This window comes from Natrinema sp. LN54, assembly GCF_052439245.1.
Classification (GTDB): Archaea; Halobacteriota; Halobacteria; order Halobacteriales; family Natrialbaceae; genus Natrinema; species Natrinema versiforme_A.
Map to the genome: position 1 here is coordinate 38,305 of NZ_JBQVRP010000008.1, position 19,018 is coordinate 57,322.

General features: G+C 59.0%; 18 protein-coding genes and 6 pseudogenes. 17 read left to right on the forward strand and 7 right to left on the reverse strand.

Annotated features, from left to right (window positions below):
* Positions 1-68: 68 nt before the first annotated feature.
* Positions 69-1,904, reverse strand: a complete 1,836-nt coding sequence (locus ACT4ML_RS19595) for a multicopper oxidase family protein (protein WP_444722364.1) — start codon at positions 1,902-1,904, stop codon at positions 69-71.
* Positions 1,905-2,377: 473 nt separating this feature from the next.
* Between ACT4ML_RS19595 and ACT4ML_RS19600 the strand changes: the two genes are divergently transcribed.
* On the forward strand, positions 2,378-2,554 hold the full coding sequence (locus ACT4ML_RS19600) for a hypothetical protein (protein ID WP_444722365.1): 177 nt from the start codon (positions 2,378-2,380) through the stop codon (positions 2,552-2,554).
* A gap of 136 nt (positions 2,555-2,690) precedes the next feature.
* Here ACT4ML_RS19600 and ACT4ML_RS19605 read toward each other — a convergent pair whose 3' ends face one another.
* Together ACT4ML_RS19605 and ACT4ML_RS19610 are read right to left on the reverse strand one after the other, a co-directional pair.
* Positions 2,691-3,230, reverse strand: a complete 540-nt coding sequence (locus ACT4ML_RS19605) for a DUF2243 domain-containing protein (RefSeq protein WP_444722366.1) — start codon at positions 3,228-3,230, stop codon at positions 2,691-2,693.
* A gap of 111 nt (positions 3,231-3,341) precedes the next feature.
* A complete protein-coding gene (locus ACT4ML_RS19610) occupies positions 3,342-3,713 on the reverse strand; it encodes a thioredoxin family protein (RefSeq protein WP_444722367.1) in 372 nt (123 codons plus the stop codon).
* Positions 3,714-3,878: 165 nt separating this feature from the next.
* Between ACT4ML_RS19610 and ACT4ML_RS19615 the strand changes: the two are divergent.
* Positions 3,879-3,992 (forward strand): annotated as a pseudogene (locus tag ACT4ML_RS19615) (disulfide bond formation protein DsbA); the annotation flags it as partial.
* Positions 3,993-4,063: 71 nt separating this feature from the next.
* On the opposite strand, the gene ACT4ML_RS19620 reads toward ACT4ML_RS19615, so the two are convergent.
* Both ACT4ML_RS19620 and ACT4ML_RS19625 read right to left on the reverse strand, forming a co-directional pair.
* A complete protein-coding gene (locus tag ACT4ML_RS19620) occupies positions 4,064-4,624 on the reverse strand; it encodes a class I SAM-dependent methyltransferase (RefSeq protein WP_444722368.1) in 561 nt (186 codons plus the stop codon).
* 2 nt (positions 4,625-4,626) lie between these two features.
* Positions 4,627-5,067, reverse strand: coding sequence for a DUF302 domain-containing protein (locus ACT4ML_RS19625; RefSeq protein WP_444722369.1), 441 nt, complete (start codon positions 5,065-5,067; stop codon positions 4,627-4,629).
* Positions 5,068-5,284: 217 nt separating this feature from the next.
* Here ACT4ML_RS19625 and ACT4ML_RS19630 point away from each other — a divergent pair, with 217 nt between their 5' ends.
* The 4 genes and pseudogenes from ACT4ML_RS19630 (at position 5,285) to ACT4ML_RS19645 (ending at position 7,907) form a co-directional block, all read left to right on the forward strand.
* Positions 5,285-5,518, forward strand: a complete 234-nt coding sequence (locus ACT4ML_RS19630) for a hypothetical protein (protein WP_444722370.1) — start codon at positions 5,285-5,287, stop codon at positions 5,516-5,518.
* A 54-nt stretch (positions 5,519-5,572) separates the two neighbouring features.
* Positions 5,573-5,704 carry a hypothetical protein gene (locus ACT4ML_RS19635; RefSeq protein WP_444722371.1) on the forward strand — a complete coding sequence of 44 codons (132 nt, stop codon included), beginning with the start codon at positions 5,573-5,575 and terminating at the stop codon, positions 5,702-5,704.
* Positions 5,705-5,720: 16 nt separating this feature from the next.
* Positions 5,721-6,649, forward strand: a pseudogene (locus tag ACT4ML_RS19640) (aminotransferase class V-fold PLP-dependent enzyme).
* Positions 6,650-6,758: 109 nt separating this feature from the next.
* Positions 6,759-7,907, forward strand: a complete 1,149-nt coding sequence (locus tag ACT4ML_RS19645) for an MBL fold metallo-hydrolase (RefSeq protein WP_444722372.1) — start codon at positions 6,759-6,761, stop codon at positions 7,905-7,907.
* Between the two features lie 37 nt (positions 7,908-7,944).
* On the opposite strand, the gene ACT4ML_RS19650 is transcribed toward ACT4ML_RS19645, so the two are convergent.
* On the reverse strand, positions 7,945-8,691 hold the full coding sequence (locus ACT4ML_RS19650) for a DUF2270 domain-containing protein (protein WP_444722453.1): 747 nt from the start codon (positions 8,689-8,691) through the stop codon (positions 7,945-7,947).
* Positions 8,692-8,721: 30 nt separating this feature from the next.
* Positions 8,722-9,072: pseudogene (locus ACT4ML_RS19655) on the reverse strand (DUF302 domain-containing protein); the annotation flags it as partial.
* Positions 9,073-9,182: 110 nt separating this feature from the next.
* On the opposite strand from ACT4ML_RS19655, the gene ACT4ML_RS19660 reads away from it, so the two are divergent.
* The 11 genes and pseudogenes from ACT4ML_RS19660 to ACT4ML_RS19710 all read left to right on the forward strand — a co-directional run bounded on the left by ACT4ML_RS19660 (position 9,183) and on the right by ACT4ML_RS19710 (position 18,395).
* Positions 9,183-9,845: a class I SAM-dependent methyltransferase gene (locus ACT4ML_RS19660; protein WP_444722373.1), complete on the forward strand. Its 663-nt coding sequence runs from the start codon at positions 9,183-9,185 to the stop codon at positions 9,843-9,845.
* Positions 9,846-10,067: 222 nt separating this feature from the next.
* Positions 10,068-10,424 carry a thioredoxin gene (gene trxA / locus ACT4ML_RS19665; RefSeq protein WP_444722374.1) on the forward strand — a complete coding sequence of 119 codons (357 nt, stop codon included), beginning with the start codon at positions 10,068-10,070 and terminating at the stop codon, positions 10,422-10,424.
* The gene (locus ACT4ML_RS19670) at positions 10,421-11,464 is read left to right on the forward strand and encodes an NAD(P)/FAD-dependent oxidoreductase (protein ID WP_444722375.1); all 1,044 of its coding nucleotides are present in this window, start codon (positions 10,421-10,423) and stop codon (positions 11,462-11,464) included. The genes trxA and ACT4ML_RS19670 overlap by 4 nt, the downstream gene beginning before the upstream one ends.
* A 160-nt stretch (positions 11,465-11,624) precedes the next feature.
* Positions 11,625-12,644, forward strand: coding sequence for an NAD(P)/FAD-dependent oxidoreductase (locus tag ACT4ML_RS19675; protein WP_444722376.1), 1,020 nt, complete (start codon positions 11,625-11,627; stop codon positions 12,642-12,644).
* A 71-nt stretch (positions 12,645-12,715) separates the two neighbouring features.
* A pseudogene (locus ACT4ML_RS19680) lies at positions 12,716-13,120 on the forward strand (transposase); the annotation flags it as partial.
* A gap of 507 nt (positions 13,121-13,627) precedes the next feature.
* Positions 13,628-14,737, forward strand: a complete 1,110-nt coding sequence (locus tag ACT4ML_RS19685) for a tyrosine-type recombinase/integrase (protein ID WP_444722377.1) — start codon at positions 13,628-13,630, stop codon at positions 14,735-14,737.
* Positions 14,734-14,916 (forward strand): hypothetical protein, encoded by a 183-nt coding sequence (locus ACT4ML_RS19690; RefSeq protein WP_444722378.1) that lies wholly within the window; start codon positions 14,734-14,736, stop codon positions 14,914-14,916. The genes ACT4ML_RS19685 and ACT4ML_RS19690 overlap by 4 nt, the downstream gene beginning before the upstream one ends.
* Positions 14,917-14,962: 46 nt before the next feature.
* Positions 14,963-15,296 (forward strand): annotated as a pseudogene (locus ACT4ML_RS19695) (phage integrase SAM-like domain-containing protein); the annotation flags it as partial.
* Positions 15,288-15,732 (forward strand): annotated as a pseudogene (locus tag ACT4ML_RS19700) (hypothetical protein); the annotation flags it as partial. The pseudogenes ACT4ML_RS19695 and ACT4ML_RS19700, both read left to right, overlap by 9 nt.
* An 806-nt stretch (positions 15,733-16,538) precedes the next feature.
* Positions 16,539-17,777, forward strand: coding sequence for an orc1/cdc6 family replication initiation protein (locus tag ACT4ML_RS19705; protein WP_444722379.1), 1,239 nt, complete (start codon positions 16,539-16,541; stop codon positions 17,775-17,777).
* 225 nt (positions 17,778-18,002) lie between these two features.
* Positions 18,003-18,395 (forward strand): HVO_A0114 family putative DNA-binding protein, encoded by a 393-nt coding sequence (locus tag ACT4ML_RS19710; protein WP_444722380.1) that lies wholly within the window; start codon positions 18,003-18,005, stop codon positions 18,393-18,395.
* The last annotated feature ends 623 nt before the right edge of the window (positions 18,396-19,018 follow it).

Genomic DNA, 19,018 nt, shown 5'->3' on the forward strand with positions numbered 1-19,018 from the left:
CACCGTACTCTCACTTCTCTCGAATCGCTCTCGCGCCCGTTTCGCGACGGGAATCTCCCGCCACTGCTTCAGCGGCGGGTCGTCGAATTGTTGGCGCTATCGGCGTCCCCGTCGTTCGGTCGGACGGTGAACGGCCGCATCATGTCGTGGTCCTCGTGTTCGAGCATGTGACAGTGCCACATGTACGTGCCCGTCTGATCGTTGAACAGTCCGTCGTGCTCTCCGAAGTAGACGATTACGTGAACTACTTCGCCGGGATCAACGGTGACCACGTCGTTCCATCCTCGTTCGTACGGCTCAGGCGCCTCGAGTGCGTCGAGGTCGATCTCGTCCTCGGCCGGATCGTAGTCTCCGATCGGCTGTCGGCCTAACATCTGGAAGTGGACGAGGTGGAGGTGCATCGGATGTGACATCGCACTTCGGTTGGCGAAGCTCCAGATCTCGGTGTCACCGAGTGCGGGTTCTTCGGTCACGGGGACGGTGATTTTGAGACCGTCGCGCTCGGCTTCCGTTCCGAGCAAGAAGAGTTGTCGGCCATAGTCGTCGGCCGTGCCGCCGTTGAGCGTGAGATATCGCTCGTTATCGACCGAATCGACTGGGATGTCCGGAACGCGGGTCAGCTCCTCTGGGAGTTCGGAAGCGTCCTGTGAGTTCCCGTCGTCGCCCACGTCTACGAGCATGATCTCGGGGAGAGAAACGATGTCGTCGTCCGAGCCTGTCGCACCGCGATACTGGGCGGGCGCATTGTTGTGGAGCAGCAGCGTCTCGCCGGCGTATTCGGAGAAGTCGACGACGACGTCGGCGCGCTGGCCGGCACCGAGCTCGAGGCGGTCCTCGATCTCGACCGGAGACGAGAGGAGGCCGCCATCGTTCCCGATCTGGACGAACGACGGTCCAGCATCGCCGACCTCGCCCGACGACTCGTCGTACTGGCGGAGTTTGAGGGTATAATATCGGCTATTCGACCCGTTGAGGAGCCGGAGCCGATACGATCTGGGTTCGACAGAGAGTCGCGGCCAGACCTTCCCGTTGACGACGGATGTGTCCCCATAGAACTGCGGAACGATACTCGGGTCGGGATGTGACTCGTCGCTGCCGCCTTGCTCGTCCGAGACGGCCGTCGGATAGAACAGCGAACCGTTCTCCTCGAAACTCCGGTCCTGAAACACCAGCGGGATCTCGTACTCGCCCTTGGGCAGATCGAGGCTCCGTTCGTGATCGTTCCGCAGGAGATAGAACCCGGCGAGCCCGGCATACACGTTGAGTCGCGTGATACCGAGCGAGTGGTCGTGATACCACAGCGTCGCCGGGGGCTGGTCGTTCACGTAGTAGTAGTCTTTCTTCGCGAACTCCGGCCCCGTCTCTTGGAAGTCGCGAGTGTACCACGCCTGTGCGTGACCGTCGCTCTCGGACTCGACGTTTCCGCCGTGGAGATGCGTCACGGTCCGGACGCCCGGTGTATCGTACGGAATGATGTCACTGTGAATCGTGGTGTCCTCGGGCATGAGATGCTCGTCCGGAAGGTCGTTCGTCCAGCGGACGTAGATCGGCTCGCCCTGCTCGGCTTCGATCGTCGGGCCGGGGAACTGTCCGTCGTACCCCCAGACGGTCGTCTCTGGGAGATCTCGGTGGAGTTTCTGTTCGACCTCGCGCATCTCGATCTCGTAGCGAGGGTGCCCGTCCTTCGTTCCGGACGACTCAGCGACGCCCGGCCGAGGGACCTCTTCGACCCACTTCTCGAGGTCCGGCGAGGAGTGGTCCGTTATCGTCGCCGCGCTCTCGGCTCGAGACGGATTCGTCGATGTCGAACAGCCCGCGAGAGCCGAGATACCCGTGGCACCGGCCGCGATGCAGAGCTTGCGGCGTGATATCCCCGATCCGGACGACTCAGTGTGATCTCCCATGGTACAACGGTTCGTATGAACTCCCCGTATATGCGGGGACAGACGATTCCTACCACATCGGAATCGGAACAAGGTCATCGTCGAACGGACGATTACGTAGTTCGTTTCGAGTTTGAGACGGCCGTCTGTGATCCCACGATGTCAAGTACGAAGACGACGAGGTGGCAGACCGACGAAATGAAGGGGACATCACGTTCACCGTCAGACGTTGCCGACGCTACCGACGGCGCCGTTCAGATCGTCCGACTCAGGACGGGAACGGTCACCTCCCTCGTCCACGACGGCGATGAGGGGATCGTCATCAAACCGAATCAATACGTCGATTAGTACCCGAACGCGACTGACCAGCGCGACGGAGATCGTCGGCGTCGAAGACACTCACGTCCGCGCTGACCACGTCTCAGCTGGCCGCTGTCTCGCGGGCGAAGTCGACGTGCTGTGCACGAAGCGGTCACGGTAACCTCGAGATCATCATGCCGCTCGAGGACGGCACACTGATCCGGGTGGCGGACGTCAAATCGTCACCCGTTGTTCGAGGCCGAGAATCGCTCGATCTACGTGCCGGATTTTTAGATCCGTTGCAAAACTCGATCGATGAGGATGACGATACCACCGATAATGACCCAGAGAGCCGGGACGATGACAAGTAGCACTACCCAGTGTGGGACCGGTGTCGGTGGCGCTTGCGGAGGACCATGTAACGGACTCCTTTGGAGGAGGAGGCCGGCTTTCGATAGGAGTTGGAGAGTTACCGTTATCATAGGTGAGCAGCCGTAGATGGATCGTTTACGTCTGATCGTCTGAGTTGCCGCTACGGTTCTGTATCCCCGTTCTATAGACGTAATATCCCGCGGCGACGAAGAGGAGGCTGACGGCTATCCAGTGGGGATTGTATTGCCCTCCCGGAGACAGGGGTTGACCGCCAGGGCCCACGGGTCGATGAAGTCCCAAGAGGGCGTGATCAATGAGGGCGTCATATACGTCGAACACACCAAGACCGATCAGAGCAGCACCGGCCAGCGGTCGCACGGCTAACGGGACGGTAGTTCGTCGCTCCGACCGCCAGACGAGGCCCGCCCCGATTCCCATAATGATCAGCATTCCGAGCGAGAACAACCCGTCTGCGAGGATATTCATCTCGAGACCGTCCAACGTGTACATCGGATAAAGGCCAGAGACGAGATGATGCCACTGAAGGATCTGATGCAGAACGATAACGTCGATTAAACCGCTGAAGCCGAATCCGAACACTCCTGCCGAGACGAGAGCGCGTCGAGTCACCGCCTTCTGCGTCCGATCGGATGCGGTATCCGGTTGGCTGCTCATGAAGTGGTGTTCGCGTCCTTTACGGAAGGTTTCTGTTCAGCGATTGATGGAATATCACTACTGCTGAAACGCGTTCTACCGAATAATCGGATCTCTTTCCCTTGGACTGCGTTACTGCACTGCGTGTGTCTCGAGCGTATCGACGAGCGGTTCGGCCTGCTGGAAGCCGTCGTCGAGGCGGGCGACCTCCTCACCGTCACGCAGGACGACGAGAGTCGGGACGCTCTGGATGCCGAACTCGGCGGCGAGATCGGGAACGAGGCCGGCGTTGACCGTCGCTACGATTCCCGGTGCGCTGCGTGCGACCGCGCCGAGTACCGGCTCCATCGACGCGCAGATGCCACAGCCGGACGTGACGAACTCGAGCAAGACGAGGTCGTGTGTCGCGAGCAGTTCGTCGTAGTCGGCAACGTCGTTCAACTGGACGGGTTTTTCAGCCGGGCGGCCGTCGTCGGTCGGCTCCAAGGGCGTTGTCTCAGTCATCACTGGTAGTAGGGTGCGGACGTATTTCAGTGTTTTGTGGAAAATAGACAATACTACTTTCTAGCCGGTAGCGCGGGCCACAGGTGAGAGCCGTTCACCGGTTACTACCGCCGATCCACGAAAATAGCAGTGAAGTTGTCCGTCGGTGATGTCGACGTGGAGTTCCTCGGGTACACCCGTTTGGTCGACACCGTCGATGCGGACGCCCTCGAGTCATGTCTCGAAGACCGACGGCCGGAACTCGAGGACCAGATCGAGACCGATTCGAAACGGGCGACCAACGGATCGAAACCGCGTGACACCGGCAGTGCCGTTTCGACGGCGAACCCGAACTCATGTGAACGGCCGGTTCACTCAAGCGTCGCGATCACCAGAAATGTCTCCGGGCGGACGGCCGTGTGTTCGATTTCGAACCTAGCCTCGCGGAGGGCTGCTGTCGCCTCGTCGGCGCTATAGCGCTCGTCGACCGGCGGACCGTCCTCGCCGGAGCCGGTCGCCGCCCAGTCGACGATTACGAGGCGGCCGTCGGGGGCGAGAACTCGCCGAACCTCGGCCAGCGATTCGTCGCTCGCGAACTCGTGATAGGTCATCGTCGAAAACGCGGCGTCGACGTCGCCGTCGTCGAACGGCAACTTGATCACGTCGCTGGTCACGAGGTCGACGTTCGCCGGGACACCCTTCTCCCGGTAGTACTCGTGCATCGCCTCTTGGACGTCGACCGCGTAGACCTCGCCGGCGTGGGGCGCGACGTCGTCGGTGAAGAAACCGGTCCCGCTCCCGAGGTCAGCGACGGTCTCGTCCGACGAGAGCGAGAGCGCCCACAGCAGTTCCTCGGCCGAGACGAACCGATAGCGCCGTCCGGCCACCTCTAACTTGTCCGCTCGCTCGGCGTCGAACGTGTGGTATCCCATGGTTACAGATTCTCGAACGCGGTATCGACCAGTTCGCCCGTTTCCGCCACGATGTCAGCCATCTCGTCGTCGTCCGGAGCCATTCCGACGAGCCGCGCGATTCGCATGATCGAGACGTGGTAGACGCGCTGTTGACCGGGTTCTTCCTCCCAGACGACGACGTTACACGGGAAGAGTCCGCCCATCTTCCCGTCGGTCGCCTCGAGCGCGCGGTCGGCAACCGCCGGATTACACGCCCCGAGGATGTAGTAGGGATCGCGGTCGGCGTCGACCTTCTCGTTGAGCATGTCCGACGGGGAGAACTCGACCGGAACCCCAAACCCGGCGTCGGTGAACACCTCGCGGACGTGTTCGATCGCCGCCTCGTGGTCCATCTCGAGGGTCGTCTGTTTCGAACCGATGTCGTCCGGATCGATCTGACTCGGGTCGATGGGTAGTACCATTGTGTAGAATATTGGGTTTTCAATACAAGTGACTTTCGACCATCGTAGTCTCCCGGCGTCGCCGGGTGAACGACGAGTCACCGGAAACGCGATCGACGCTTCGGTGGGAGCTACCGGGACCGGCAGAATCACGATTCGTCCGTCCTGAAACGCTGGGCCGTCCGCTAGGTGGAAAACGTCACAATACATTTACCGGTATCTGATCGAAAATGGACTTATGGACTCCGACTCGGCCTCCCGTCGGTCGCTCCTGGGTCTCGCGGGATTCGCGAGCCTCTGTTGTCTCGGAACCGGCGGCCTCGTGGTCGGTGGCACCGCTGCCGTCGCCGGCGGTGCTGCGACTGGAAACGCGACCAGCGGGTACGTCCAGTTAGCGGTCACTCTCGTTACACTCGGTGTGATCGGCGCTCTCCTGCGGTTTCGGACACATTGTTCGGACTGCGAGGCGTGAAACAGAGAGCCACTGAAACGATTACGCACTGATCGCAACGCCGGCGTTCCGTCAGTGGAGTTCGCGCTCGAAACGGACACCGTTCAGGCGGTCGACGAGCACACGATCGTCGACGTGCTCGTCGGGAACGCGATGGTATACGCGCAGTCAGTATTTTATAGTATCCCCAATATTATTACCGGCTAATTCCGTAGGAACAGGTATGAAGCCGAGCACACCGATGACGCCGACCGAACTCAGGGCGGATATCCCCGCCTTACAGAAGGGGAACTATCTCAACTTCGGCGCTCACGGTCCTAGTCCGAAATATGTCGTCGACGCTGCCGACGAGTTCGTCCGCGAACACGAGTTCGAGTCGCCGGTCGAGGACCACCCCTACGACACGGCGTTTCGAGCGTTCGACCGCACTCGAGAGCGAGTCGCGTCGATCTCGAGCGATTCGCCGAGGCCGTCGACGACGCCAGAGTCGTCTGCTTCAGCGCGGTCACGTGGACCCATGGAACGCGGCTGCCAGTGACAGAATTGGTCGATATTGCCCACGACGCCGGCGCGCTCGCGCTCGTTGACGCCGTGCAGGTCCCCGGGCAGTTGCCGATGAACGTCGTGGAGTGGGGTGCCGATGCGATCGCCGCTGCCGGCCACAAGTGGCTACTCGGTCTATGGGGCGGCGGCTTCCTCTATGTCGACTACGACGTGGCCGAGGATCTCAAGCCACGGACGGTTGGCTATCGAAGCGTCGAGACGCCGTCCGCCGATCCCTACGAGTACGCGACCGGCGCACGTCGGTTCGAAGTCGGGTCAGCGAACCCGGCACCCCACGTCGCGCTTCGGGAAGCAATCGACGTGATTGACGACGTTGGGATCGACCGGATCGCGGACCGTGTCCACCGCCTCGCTGGGCGGCTGGCCGACGGGGTCCCCGACGACCGCCTGCTCAGTCCATCGCCACCGGAATCGGGACTCGTGACGATCGACGTCGACGATCCGGAGGCGACGGTCAAGCGACTGGCTACCGACGGGATCGTCGTCCGCGCACTCCCGTATCCAGACGGCGTTCGAGCGTCCGTTCACGCGGTCAACACCGCCGGCGACATTGACCGGCTACTCGACGAACTGGAACAGGAGTGGTAGGACACCGATTGCAGGCGATCTTTCGCTTTCGCAATTCCTCTCGCCGTGCCTTTGCAGGGATGAGAACTATCGGTAGTCTCGCACCAACTAGTATTGTAAGGTGATTCCAATGGTAAACCAAATCACCCCCGAACGGCTCGCAGAGTTGATCGATGCAGACGAGTCGTTCACGCTCATCGATACGCGTCCCGAGGATAGTTACAAGGGCTGGCGAATTCACGCCGCCGAGAATGTTCCGTTCGGCCCGAGTGACGAGTTCACCGACGAGACGCGCGAGCGCGTCGAAGAGATGAGAGACGGCGACCCGATTGTCGCGATCTGCGGAAAGGGACTAACCTCGACGCCGTTCAGCTTCGAACTCGAGCAACATGGGTACGACGACGTGTCCGTCGTAAAAGGCGGCATGGAGGATTGGAGCAAGGTCTACGAGGTCGTTCCCGTCGAGACCGAAAACGACGACCTCGTTATCGTCCAGTTGCAGCGGCGGGCGAAGGGCTGTCTCGGCTATATCGTCGGCTCGAGGGACGCCGAGTCGGCCGTCGTCGTCGATGCGACCCGTCAGACGGACCAGTTCAAGATCGTCGCCGAGGAGGCCGGGCTGACGATCGAGCGCGTCCTCGATACCCACGTCCACGCCGACCACATTTCGGGTGGACCGAAGCTCGCGGACGAACTCGACGTACCCTACCACCTCGGAGAACATGCGAGCGACCGGGGCGTCGAGTATGACTACGAACCGCTCACCGACGGCGAGACGATCGAACTCGGCGAGATCGAGATCGGAGCGCTCCACACGCCGGGACACACGTCCGAGATGGTCAACTACCTCATCGACGACGAGGCACTGCTGACGGGCGACACGCTGTTCGTCGAGTCCGTCGGCCGGACGGAGCTTCAATTCGGTAACGAGGACGCGGCAAGCGGCGCCGAACTGCTATACGAATCGATTCACGACACCATCCTCGAGCTGCCGGATGAGACGCGGATCCTTCCGGGCCATGTGTCGGTCACGGAGGACAACCGATACGAGGTGGGCTCGCCCGGCGAACTGATCGGCGCTCAGCTAGGTGACCTCCGCGACAACCTCGACCTGCTGGGACTGGACGAGGACGAGTTCGTGGACCGATTGGTCGAGAATGCGCCCGACAAGCCACCGAACTACGAGCGCGTGATCGAGATCAACACGGGTCCGGAGCCGCCCGAGGACGGGTCCGAGGCGACGGAACTCGAGTTAGGGCCGAACAACTGCGCGGCCTAGTTCGCGCAGCGGGCTCGAATCGGTTCCCTGCAGTCGATCATCGATTTCGAGGCTCGTCTTCCGTATCGGACTCTTTCCAGTCGCCTCCTGCCCCGTTCTCTTTGCGAAATTCTCCCTTCGCCTGGCGCTCTCGCGGCCACAGCGCGATCGCGAGCAGCGCGACGTAGAACACGACGACGACCGCGATCACGATCGGACCCTGGATTCGAGCGATCGCAGCGGTTTCGATCCAGTCTTCGCGTCCCGCAAACGCGGTCACTCTGAAGATCCACGCGACGAGGAGGACGCCGAGCAGTGCGAGATACACGCGCTGCAGGCGATTCGCGAGAGCTTCCCGCATCGGTACCTTCACGGTGGGCTCGCGGTAGTCCCGACTCAATTCCGCTCGCCAGTCGACGTGTTCGACCCCCTGGGACGGATCGAGAGCGGTCGCGAGCAGGTTCTCCTGAAGAATCCGAACGCGCGACCGGAAGACGTCGTAGTCGCGGTACCGTCGCGCCTCGATGCCGAGGAAGACCGTGACGATCACGATGCCGATAAGCAGGATGTAGTGGGGGTTATCCGGACTCGAGAACGCCCACGTTAGGATCGCCGCCATCACGGTCACCGCCCACGTCGTCGTCTGGTCGAGGCGCTGTCGCCACGTGTCTACCCGTCCGAGCTCGCCCCGGTACGCGTGGGCCATCACCGACCCGAGGCCCGTACTCTCGTCGACCATTTCGCGGCCGATCTCCCGCTGTTCGGGCGCCGTCGGATCGAACTCGTCGTCGTTCGAATCTACCATGTACGACGGACACCGCCCTGTCCCATAAGCGAACGCGGCGTCGCCGATCGGGTCGAGGTCGTCGTTCTCGGCGACACCGATCAGACGCTGCGGATCGACCGCGCTAACGACGACACCGTCGTCATCGTCGTACACGACGACGTTACACGGGAGCAACGTCCCGAGTTCGAGATCGTGCTCGAGTCCTTGATGGGCCAACTGCGGATTACACGCACCCAGGATTCTATACTACCGGAAGTCCTCGTCGAGTTTCTTCTTGAGCGTTTCCCGGACGTCGATATCGCAGAGCACGCCGAACCCCTCGTCCTCAAGGGCGTCGATCGTTTTCTCGACGATGTCGTCAAACTCGCCGTCGACTTGTGTATGAAGCGTATAGGACATACTGTACGACTGATTTCGAGAATGATCGTAGTTGAGGTAGCAATAGCAAGCCTACGGTACGTGCGTCAGTTCGGGGAAGACTGTAGTCCGTCCGTGGTGAAGAGACTACCATGGTTTCTCGTCGTACCGTACGAGCGATCGCCGCCCTACTCGGGCTTACGCTGCTCGCCGGACTCGGATACGCCCTCCGGTGGCGATCGAACCCGTCACCGTGTCCGTATGCCCAGCGCCACGCGATCGGCCTCCCGCGTCCGGTCATCACTCGCTCGAGGCTGCGCGACGTGCTGAAGCCCCGGCCCGGTGAACGTTTTCTTGAGGTCGGCCCGGGAACGGGCTACTACACGGGGACGGTTGCGCGAGCGATCGAACCGTCGGGGACACTGCACGCTGTGGACGTCCAATCGGAGATGGTCGAACACCTCCGAACGCGAATGCGACAGAAAGGTGAGTCGAACGTCGAACCGATCCGCGGCGACGCGCGCTCGCTTCCGTATCCGGACGACACATTCGACGCCGCGTATCTGGTCCTCGTTCTCGGCGAGATTGCTGACCAGGAGCGAGCCCTCGACGAACTCGAGCGAGTCCTGAAACCCGACGGCCGACTCGTCGTCGGCGAGTCGCTCCCCGATCCGCACTTCGTCGGATTCGAAGGGCTACGACGCCGTGTCGAACGGCGGGGACTGGCGTTCGACGTGCGCGTCGGAACGCGAGCCGGGTATTTCGTGCGCTTTGACGTGAGTCCCTCAGGGGAGCCGACCGACTCTGTCGAATAACTGGTTGTTAGTTAGATGTGCAAAACTGACCGATACGATTCGATCGTCAAAAACGTCTCCATGTCTCTCCGAAATCTCCTGAATGCTGCCTATCCGGCGTTTTACGCTTATTTTTCCGTTCATCACCATGTGCGCTGTACGAGGATACTCCAAGCCCCTCTGTTTCTATATTGTACAAATCTCACAAAACCTTTAAATGCTATCAGTCCATACGTAGTGGTGATGGCAACTGATGCACGCGATGCCTCCGGAGAATCGCTCGACGAACCGATCTACATCGACGGCAGAAGCCACCTCGAGAACGTCACGACGGCGCACGATGTCGTCCTCGTGGACTTCTACGCCGACTGGTGTGGCCCCTGTCAGATGCTCAATCCCGTCCTTGAGCAGCTCGCGGACACGACCGAGGCCGTGATCGCGAAGGTCGACGTCGACGAACACCAGCAACTCGCGGGCTCGTTCGGCGTTCGCGGCGTGCCGACGCTGGCCCTCTTCGCGGACGGCGAACAGGTCGAACAGCAGTCCGGCGCGCTGCCGGAAGACCGACTCCGTAGCCTGATCGAGAGATACACCGAATGAACAAGGAAACAGACACGACCACGGATGTTCGCAACGTAGTGATCGTCGGTTCTGGCGTCGCTGGCCCCTCCGCGGCCGTCTATGCCGCGCGGGCCGACCTCGAGCCGCTGGTGATCGAGGGACCCGAACCGGGCGGCCAACTGACGCTGACGACCGATGTCGAGAACTACCTCGGCTTCCCTGAGGGCGTCGGCGGGATGGAGCTGATCCAAAACGGCAAGGACCAGGCCGAGCGCTTCGGCGCCGAATTCACACACGGCACTGTCGAAAACGCGATGCTCGCAGAGCGGCCGTTCGAACTCGAACTCTCGAACGGCGACACGTTGCAAACGCATGCGCTGATCGTCGCGAGCGGCGCGAGCGCTCGCTGGGTCGGCGCCGAGAACGAAGACGAACTGATGGGCTACGGGCTCTCCACGTGTGCGACCTGCGACGGCGCATTCCACCGCGGTGACGACGTCCTCGTGATCGGCGGCGGCGATTCGGCGATGGAAGAGGCGCTCTTCCTCGCGAAGTTCGCCAATAATGTGACAATCGTTCACCGTCGCGAGGAACTGCGCGCCTCCGAGATCATGGCCGACCGCGCCCGCGACAACGAAACCATCGAGTTCCGCTGGAACACGGAACTCGAGGCGATACACGGCTCGCAGGAGGAGGGCGTCACCAGCGCGACGCTCGTCTCGCATCCCGACGGCTATCCCGCGAAGAAGGCCGCGACCGGCGTCGACGTCGACCGAGAGTCCGTCGATGTCGGCGGCGTGTTCTACGCCATCGGCCACACACCGAACACCGAATTCCTCGAGGGGACCGCCGTCGACCGCGACGAGAGCGGCTATCTCCGCACCCGTACTGACGACGCCGGCCGCGCGACGACCGAGACGGCGGTCGAGGGCGTCTTCGCCGCCGGCGACGTCGCTGATCCGCACTATCAACAGGCGGTCACCGCTGCCGGAACCGGCAGCATGGCAGCACTCGATGCCGAAGCGCACCTCGAGACGCTCGAGCGAACAGAAGAGGCCGCACTTGAGATGCCTCTGTAGCTGAAATATAAGTGCTATGAATTATTAGATTAGGAACGGCTGCTCAGTAAGTCTATAGAATTCAAGAACTAGAACTCACTCGCTGTCTTTGTCACTGTATCCACAATATCACGCCGATTTCGAACCATCATTTTATGTGTCGATATCGGACGAAGAGACGATGGCTACTGATTCAACTGTTCACGATTACGAAGCTCTCATCGTCGGAGGCGGTCCGGCTGGAATGACCGCAGCGCTGTATACGACGCGACTCGGTCATCGAACGGCCGTCGTTGACCGAGGCGGTGGACGTGCAGCGATGATGCAAGACGTCCACAATCTACTGGGTATCACGGAGGAGACATCTGGGAACGAATTTCTCTCGGTCAGTAGAGACCAACTTCGAGAGTACGGATGCGATATCCACAATGATCTACTCGTCTCCTGTGATACCAATGAGGATGGGTCAATCCATCTCTGCGGGAATAATGCTGACTACCGCGCAGAATACGTCGTCCTTGCGACGGGATTCAACGATGTCCGTCCAGAGCCGCCACTACCGCGAACCGGTCGTGGACTCCACTACTGCTTGCACTGTGATGCCTACATGTTCGTCGACGAACCCGTCTACGTCATGGGTTATGGGGAGAGCGCTGCACACGTAGCCGGGATCATGCTTAACTTCACCGACGATGTCGATCTGCTCACACGCAATGATAGCCCTGAATGGAGCGACGAGACAGCAACGATGCTCTCGAACCATCCGATCGATATCATTAACGAGGACATCACTGGCGTTCAAAACGACAAAGACGGTTGGTTAGCAGCCCTCGAGTTCGAAGACGGCATGGTTCGCGAGTACAAGGGTGGCTTCGCCATGTACGGTGCCGAGTACAACAACGGTCTAGCCCGCAACCTCGGCTGTGATATCAATGATGATGGGACGGTCGTCGTCGATGATCACGGGCAGACAACAGTCGATCGCGTCTATGCAGTGGGAGACCTGACACCTGGGCACAATCAACTCCCGATTGCATTGGGCGAAGGAGCGAAGGCTGGTATTTCGTTGCATTTCGCGCTACGTGAATTTCCCCGCAGTCTCGACGTCATCGAGGAACAGGGTCCAGTCCGTTCCGATGAAGTTCCCGGGATTCCCGACGAACTTCTCGAGCAAGAAGTCGACTTCCACACATATGACTGAATGACTGTAGAATTGTTCTATAAGCACTATTGTCGGATTGGAAGACGTTAGATACATTTACATATTTGGTGGCTGGGCACGACGCCATATTTTTCCACCGTGAGAACGCAGCAAGCACTATACCGCCGGACAAACTATCGCGTTCAAACACTGAAAGCGACCGCTCTCGTTGACACGGCGATGCAAGCTGTCCTCGACGTTCACTGTACGACCGGGAAACCGCATGATACACAGTTCGGCTGGCGGGTCACCTGCCGCAATACAGGTGATCTGCACAGCCTCGCCAAAGGCTACGACTGGATGCAATTACGCGAAAACTCAGAAACGAGGGTATAAGACCACTGATCAAGCATTGAATCTTCCGGCCCATCGACCCGCGCGTTGTGCGCATGGTCAATGGGCCTCGTTACCGCCAGCGATCGATGTGAGGCCCCTTCTCGGCGATCAAGCGCACGGACGGCGTCGGTGTGCGTGCATAAATCTGGTATCAAGAATTTCGAGAACTCGTCACTGGTGTTGACGGTGAAATGGACTATACGCCCGTGTTGACCGCGGACGAATGTGTCGAGATCGTCGTCTCAGCGTTGCTTCCACCTGATTGATCGGCCGAGCACTCGCTGAGTCCGCTGTTTGGAAGTGACAACCCTATTCAGCAGCGCCAAAATACATGCATTTGTTCATGCTTATCTGACTCTTATGTTAAAGAGCATCCGAAATAGGCTATTAATTGGTGGCTAGGAGTACTAAACGCCGAGGATCTAACCCAAAAATAGTCCATACTCAGAAACTGTGGGCAACTTCCAAAGAGAAATTCTGTATATCGATATTTGGTTTACCACACCTCATAATACCCCGATTCTCTTGATATCTGTACACTCACAGCCTGAAACTACAACTGAGGCAACACCAACACCGTACAGCACATTAGACCAATAATGTACGGTGGATTTACTAGGGGCCGCGCCCTCTGGTAAGCCGAGCCGATGTCAGATCACAACTCTGGGGGCTCAGGCGGGGAAATTGCCCTCGAAGACGCGAAAGACGAGTTCCTGCGAGAACAGAAGGGGAATTACAGTAGCAACCTCAAGTACAACCTCGAGAAGTGGCTCGACGAGTGGATTGACGGCCGCGACGAGGAGACGCTGGCCGACGTGACGCCGTTGACCATGCGTCACTATGCGAACTACCTCGAGCGGCGGTCACGGGGTGACACAGGGATCGCAGAGTCGTCGGCCCGTACCTACTACAACTACGTCTCGGCGTTCCTCTCGTGGGCTGTGAAAGTCGAGTACCTGCCGGAGAACCCAGCAGAGAAAGAACGGGCAAAAGACCCGCTCCCGAACGGCGACACGAGTAGCAGCGAGCAACAGTTCTGGCAACCCGAACAGCGAGCGGCGCTCACCGACTACGTCAACGAGCGTGCTCGTGAGGCGATCGCCGCTGGCGGGACCGACGCCTTCGAGGAGGTACGGGACCGCGCGCTGATCTACGTGCTGGCCTATACCGGCGTTCGAGGGTCGGAGGTCCTGGCCGACGTGAGACACGACGATCGAAACGGCCTCCGGTGGGACGACGTCTACCTCGAGAACGGTATGATCGAAGTCTTCGGCAAGAGCCAGGATCCAAACGAGGAGGTCGGGCTCACCGGTCAGACAATCGAACCCCTGCGACGGCTTCGAACCGTCGTTGATCCGCCTGTCGAGTCATGGCCAGTCTTTCCGTCCCGACACCCACCGTCGCTGTACGACCAGATCGACGAGTCGGAGTACGATCGTCCGGATGGTAACCCGTGGGAGTTCTGCCTTGAGAACAGTATCGAACCACCGTCGATGAGTACCTCTGGTGCTCGGACGCTGCTGAAACGTCTCTCGAAAGAGGCCGAAGTGCCGGGACTGGATCTCGAGGACGGCGAGTATCTAACGCTGCATGGTGCCCGGCGAGGCGTCGGAGAGACGCTGTATAAGGAACACGGCGCGCAACGTGCCCAACGGACGCTTCGCCACGCCGACCCGAAGACGACCTCCGAGATGTATTCGCACATAGAAGCGAGCGAGCTGGGCGAGGACAATACGGCGGTGTTCGAAAACGAATGAGTTCTCCGACAAAAGAGGCCGAGAAAATTGCGGTGGCTGCGATGAAGATTGTGGGGACTTTAGCCGCAATTGCAATTCCAATCCGGCTTCTCGGCGGTAGAATAGGGGATTTTGTGGCTGTGTTAGCTACGGTTCTTGTCCTAGTGGGGGGACTCAAGACTATTCAGCACCTTGCTTGATCTAGTTGTGCTCGCAGAGTCATAGAGGGCCGCCGATGCCTGATCAGCACTCTCGACGCCACTTGACGACAGATTCGAGCGGTACCTTCAGGATAAGGAAAAAGGCCGCGGTGGCGACGGCGAGAACTACCGACGCAACGCAGGACGCGAACTCAGGCGGTTCGCCGAGTAGGCCACCGGCAACCGCAGTGACAACGACTGGACCGGGATCGTTCCTGGCGATATCGGCCGTGAATCCACCTTTGAGAACCTCGACGAACGCGTGTTCCGCGAGTATCCGGTACCTCGCCGGTGACCGAGGGATCAAACAGAACACTGTACAAACCTATTACGGCTATATCTTCGCGTGGAGTGGCTGGTGCGTCAACGAGGGCTACCTCGGGGACGACGTCGTGAACGAGCTTATCCGGGAGACGACCCGCGAACTTTTCGTCCAGGAGAAGGACCTCAAGACGTCGTTCCTGCTGGTTGTCGAGGAGATTCACGAGTACGTCTCCGAGGGTGGCGGCCTTGACGACGTCAGCCAGATGCTGATCAAGATCTCGAAGCGCGGGCGTAAGCACGGCCTCGGTATCGCCGGGATCAGCCAGCGCCCCGCCGATGTCAAGAAAGACTTCATCACGCGGGCGAACTGACTACTCAGGAACCGGTTGACTTGGGATAACGACACGAACGTAGTCCGACGCGTCGTCTTGAGCGACGCTGCCGACGCGGACGGCGACCTCGTGGACGGGGAGGCCTACTTACAGGCCGACTGGCACGGGGCGGATCTCGAACGCGTCCAGGCCCGGAGCAAATAGACACTTCGATGCCGGCGAGCGCGATGCCCGAAAAGCGATCGTCACCCTTCGGAACGCACTGGATTTGGTGATCGATGAAGGCGGAGACGGGGTCACTGACCCGATTATCGAGCAGGCAGCCCAAAATGCCAGTAGAGGATATCGCCCGTGCGCGAATCACCTCGCTGACCGGCGATTGCATACAGCAAGTCACGCTGGAAGCCAGTTAAATCGTACATATCTAATCCGTGTTCTATCAGGTTATAAGGGTGGTGAGAACAGGATGAGAGGCACCATATCAGGTGGTTAGTGCCGTTGGAGATGTATCGATTGGATATCATAGAAGTCGCAAAATGGATGGAATTGTGCAGACACCCCACCGGTTCAATCGTTCCTTCCGGACAACTCCAGACACACCACCACTTCAGACGTTCTCTCACGAACAGGGGAGAGACACACCACTGATTCAATCGTTCCAGCCTGAAAGATCGACAACACAGGGATGGATTTAGAAACCAGATTTAGACGAGATAAGGATAGTAGCGGTCGTAATCGAGAGGTTCAATCAAACAGAGACTGCTCGAGAACAACCGATAGCTCAACCACCCACCCATTCAATCGTTCTGCAACGTCCTGCACTGCGGGTTTGATTGTGACGGAGATCGTATAAACCTAGGCCTATCCAAAAACTGATTCGTGAGTTATAGTGAGACTCACCCCACTCTTCTGGGGAGAAACGATTGCAACGGTGGTGTGGGTGTGTTCAGAGAACGATCGTAACGGTTGAATCGATTGTAACGATTGCTGCCGTGGTTTTATGTGGATGAACTACAATTCGCTGATATGGCACTCTTCGAGCGGAGTGAGGAAATCTTTGAGGACGAGAATGTCCTCCATGATGACTATCAGCCTCAGTCCCTCGATGAGCGGGGCAACGAACTCCAGCAGTATACGGACTATCTCCAGCCGGTCATCAACGGCGCACAGCCCCGAAATATCTTTCTCTACGGTAAGACCGGTGTCGGGAAAACAGCCGCGACAAAGTATCTCCTCCACCATCTCGAGGAAGACGCGAAACAATACGACGATGTCGAGATCACGACCGTCTATCTCAACTGTGAGGATTTGACCAGTAGCTATCGTGTCGCCGTTTCCCTCGTGAACACGCTTCGCGATCCGGCTGAGCAAATCAGTCGCACCGGGTATCCGCTGAATGCGGTCTACGAAATGCTCTGGGAGAAACTTGACTCGATCGGTGGCACGGTCTTAATCGTTCTCGACGAGGTCGACTACATCGGTGACGACGACTCGATTCTCTACCAGCTCCCACGCGCTCGGAGTAACGACAAGATCGAGAACTCCCGCGTCGGAATCGTTGGGATCAGCAACGACTTCAAATTCCGGGAGAAGTTAGACCCGCGAGTTGAAGACACACTGTGTGAGCGTGAACTCCATTTTCCGCCCTACGACGCCAACGATCTCCAGAACATCCTCGAAAAACGAGCTGGTCGCGCATTCGAAGAGGGCGTCCTCAGTGGGGATGTCGTCCCACTGTGTGCGGCCTTTGCCGCACAGGACAAGGGCAGTGCACGACAGGCGCTTGATCTCTTGCTCGAGGCCGGCGATCTCGCACGTCGGGAGAACGACGCCACCGTGACCGAAGAACACGTCCGCGAGGCGAAGCAACTCCTCGAGAAACAGCGCATCGAGGAGTCAATGAAGGATCTAACCTCTCACGGGCATCTGACACTGTTAGCGGTCGTCGCGTCGACGGTCGCCGAACCCGATGATGCCCCACTGCAAAAACAGACGCTGTACGATCAGTACCAGGATCTTGCCGAAGCGACAGACCGCGATCCACTCGGGGGCCGGGCGTTCCATAACCATCTCGCCGAACTCTCGATGCTCGGGATTCTCGATCGGACAAAGCAAAATGAGGGGCGTGCCGGCGGGATCTACTACGAGTACGAGGTTGACGTTCCACTGGATGCCGCGCTATCGACACTTGAGAACCTGCATATGAGTGATGAATTGGACCTAGACTCGCTGCAGGAGAACGCTCGTGAAAACGGCTTGATCTGACGGGTTATCAGCCAAGATCTCCTGGAGAAGCCTTCAGCCTAATCCTGTTGTTGGCGAATCTGTGGTGAGACTGAATATTGAATTGTGGATCTGCCCAAACACTGTTGACAAACTCTCCACAAATATTTCCGACTACCCGGGACTACAGACGCTGTATCGCGACTGGCGTGCAGCACTTCCGTTCGACAAGCGAACCGACTGGTGGCCGACCTAAACCCCAAACCTATGACCCGAACACTCCACGTCCGAATCAATTCGTCGTCCGACCGCAGCGACCTCGAGGACACGCTTGCAGCTCTCGATGCCGATGAGAGTGTCGACCCGAAGCCGTCGACGCTCTCCGTTGCAGACCTCGAGACGTTCGGCCGGATCTTCCGGCCGACGAACCTTGAACTGCTCGAGGCGATCGTGGACCATGAACCTGAGAGCATTCGTGAACTCGCCCGGATCGTTGACCGTCACCCGCCGGAGGTGACTGACAACGTCACTGAACTCGCCGATTACGGCCTTGTCGACCTCGAGGAGAACGGCCGAGCAAAGCGCCCGGTTGTCTGGTACAACGAGATCGACGTCGACATTCCGATCGGCCAGCACTCATCTGATGTCGCGCCGGCGTGACTAACTAAAAGTGAGGTCACGGCATCATAGCGGGCTTAAAACCGGATTGAGGATTACTCGACATGCAAAGCTTGATGTCTACTGACCGAAGAGTCGCGGATAAGCGCCAATCATAGCTAAGGCAACCATCAAATCTGTACTCGTCAAGACCGCTCCCTCCGAAATCGAAGACGACGAAAACCTGGGGTACGAGCTGCAGAAAACCAAGGACGACTACGAACATGCCACCATCATCCAGGAAACCGAAATACCGAACGCACGAGGTAGACCATACACATTGGTCAGCAGTGCAGAATCTTCCCAGAAGACGTTCAGGCAACGATGAAACCGCATTTCGACAGGGCAGACTTCTCTCACCACCTTAATCTAGAAACTACCGACACTGTTGAAGAACAGGAGGTCCGTGTCATGGTCGAAACAGCGGACGGAGAAGACTATCATATCCAAAAGTTCGGCGAAGAACGGTACTACGTATCCCACGACAACAAACCAGTCAAACCTCCATACGCCGTCAACCAGAAAGCAGAGCAAGTGTTCCCCGACTACGAACCTTTGCTATAACCCGTGTCAGCAGTGGATTTCACACTTCTACTCTCTTCTCTTTCTTGCCATCCCTGTGACGA

Excerpts from the sequence above, each read along its gene's own strand:
- ACT4ML_RS19595 (WP_444722364.1), bottom strand. The coding sequence starts at position 1,904 with ATGGGAGATCACACTGAGTCGTCCGGATCGGGGATATCACGCCGCAAG.
- ACT4ML_RS19600 (WP_444722365.1), top strand. The coding sequence starts at position 2,378 with ATGCCGCTCGAGGACGGCACACTGATCCGGGTGGCGGACGTCAAATCG.
- ACT4ML_RS19605 (WP_444722366.1), bottom strand. The coding sequence starts at position 3,230 with ATGAGCAGCCAACCGGATACCGCATCCGATCGGACGCAGAAGGCGGTG.
- ACT4ML_RS19610 (WP_444722367.1), bottom strand. The coding sequence starts at position 3,713 with ATGACTGAGACAACGCCCTTGGAGCCGACCGACGACGGCCGCCCGGCT.
- ACT4ML_RS19620 (WP_444722368.1), bottom strand. The coding sequence starts at position 4,624 with ATGGGATACCACACGTTCGACGCCGAGCGAGCGGACAAGTTAGAGGTG.
- ACT4ML_RS19625 (WP_444722369.1), bottom strand. The coding sequence starts at position 5,067 with ATGGTACTACCCATCGACCCGAGTCAGATCGATCCGGACGACATCGGT.
- ACT4ML_RS19630 (WP_444722370.1), top strand. The coding sequence starts at position 5,285 with ATGGACTCCGACTCGGCCTCCCGTCGGTCGCTCCTGGGTCTCGCGGGA.
- ACT4ML_RS19645 (WP_444722372.1), top strand. The coding sequence starts at position 6,759 with ATGGTAAACCAAATCACCCCCGAACGGCTCGCAGAGTTGATCGATGCA.
- ACT4ML_RS19650 (WP_444722453.1), bottom strand. The coding sequence starts at position 8,691 with ATGGTAGATTCGAACGACGACGAGTTCGATCCGACGGCGCCCGAACAG.
- ACT4ML_RS19660 (WP_444722373.1), top strand. The coding sequence starts at position 9,183 with ATGGTTTCTCGTCGTACCGTACGAGCGATCGCCGCCCTACTCGGGCTT.
- trxA (WP_444722374.1), top strand. The coding sequence starts at position 10,068 with ATGGCAACTGATGCACGCGATGCCTCCGGAGAATCGCTCGACGAACCG.
- ACT4ML_RS19670 (WP_444722375.1), top strand. The coding sequence starts at position 10,421 with ATGAACAAGGAAACAGACACGACCACGGATGTTCGCAACGTAGTGATC.
- ACT4ML_RS19675 (WP_444722376.1), top strand. The coding sequence starts at position 11,625 with ATGGCTACTGATTCAACTGTTCACGATTACGAAGCTCTCATCGTCGGA.
- ACT4ML_RS19685 (WP_444722377.1), top strand. The coding sequence starts at position 13,628 with ATGTCAGATCACAACTCTGGGGGCTCAGGCGGGGAAATTGCCCTCGAA.
- ACT4ML_RS19690 (WP_444722378.1), top strand. The coding sequence starts at position 14,734 with ATGAGTTCTCCGACAAAAGAGGCCGAGAAAATTGCGGTGGCTGCGATG.
- ACT4ML_RS19705 (WP_444722379.1), top strand. The coding sequence starts at position 16,539 with ATGGCACTCTTCGAGCGGAGTGAGGAAATCTTTGAGGACGAGAATGTC.
- ACT4ML_RS19710 (WP_444722380.1), top strand. The coding sequence starts at position 18,003 with ATGACCCGAACACTCCACGTCCGAATCAATTCGTCGTCCGACCGCAGC.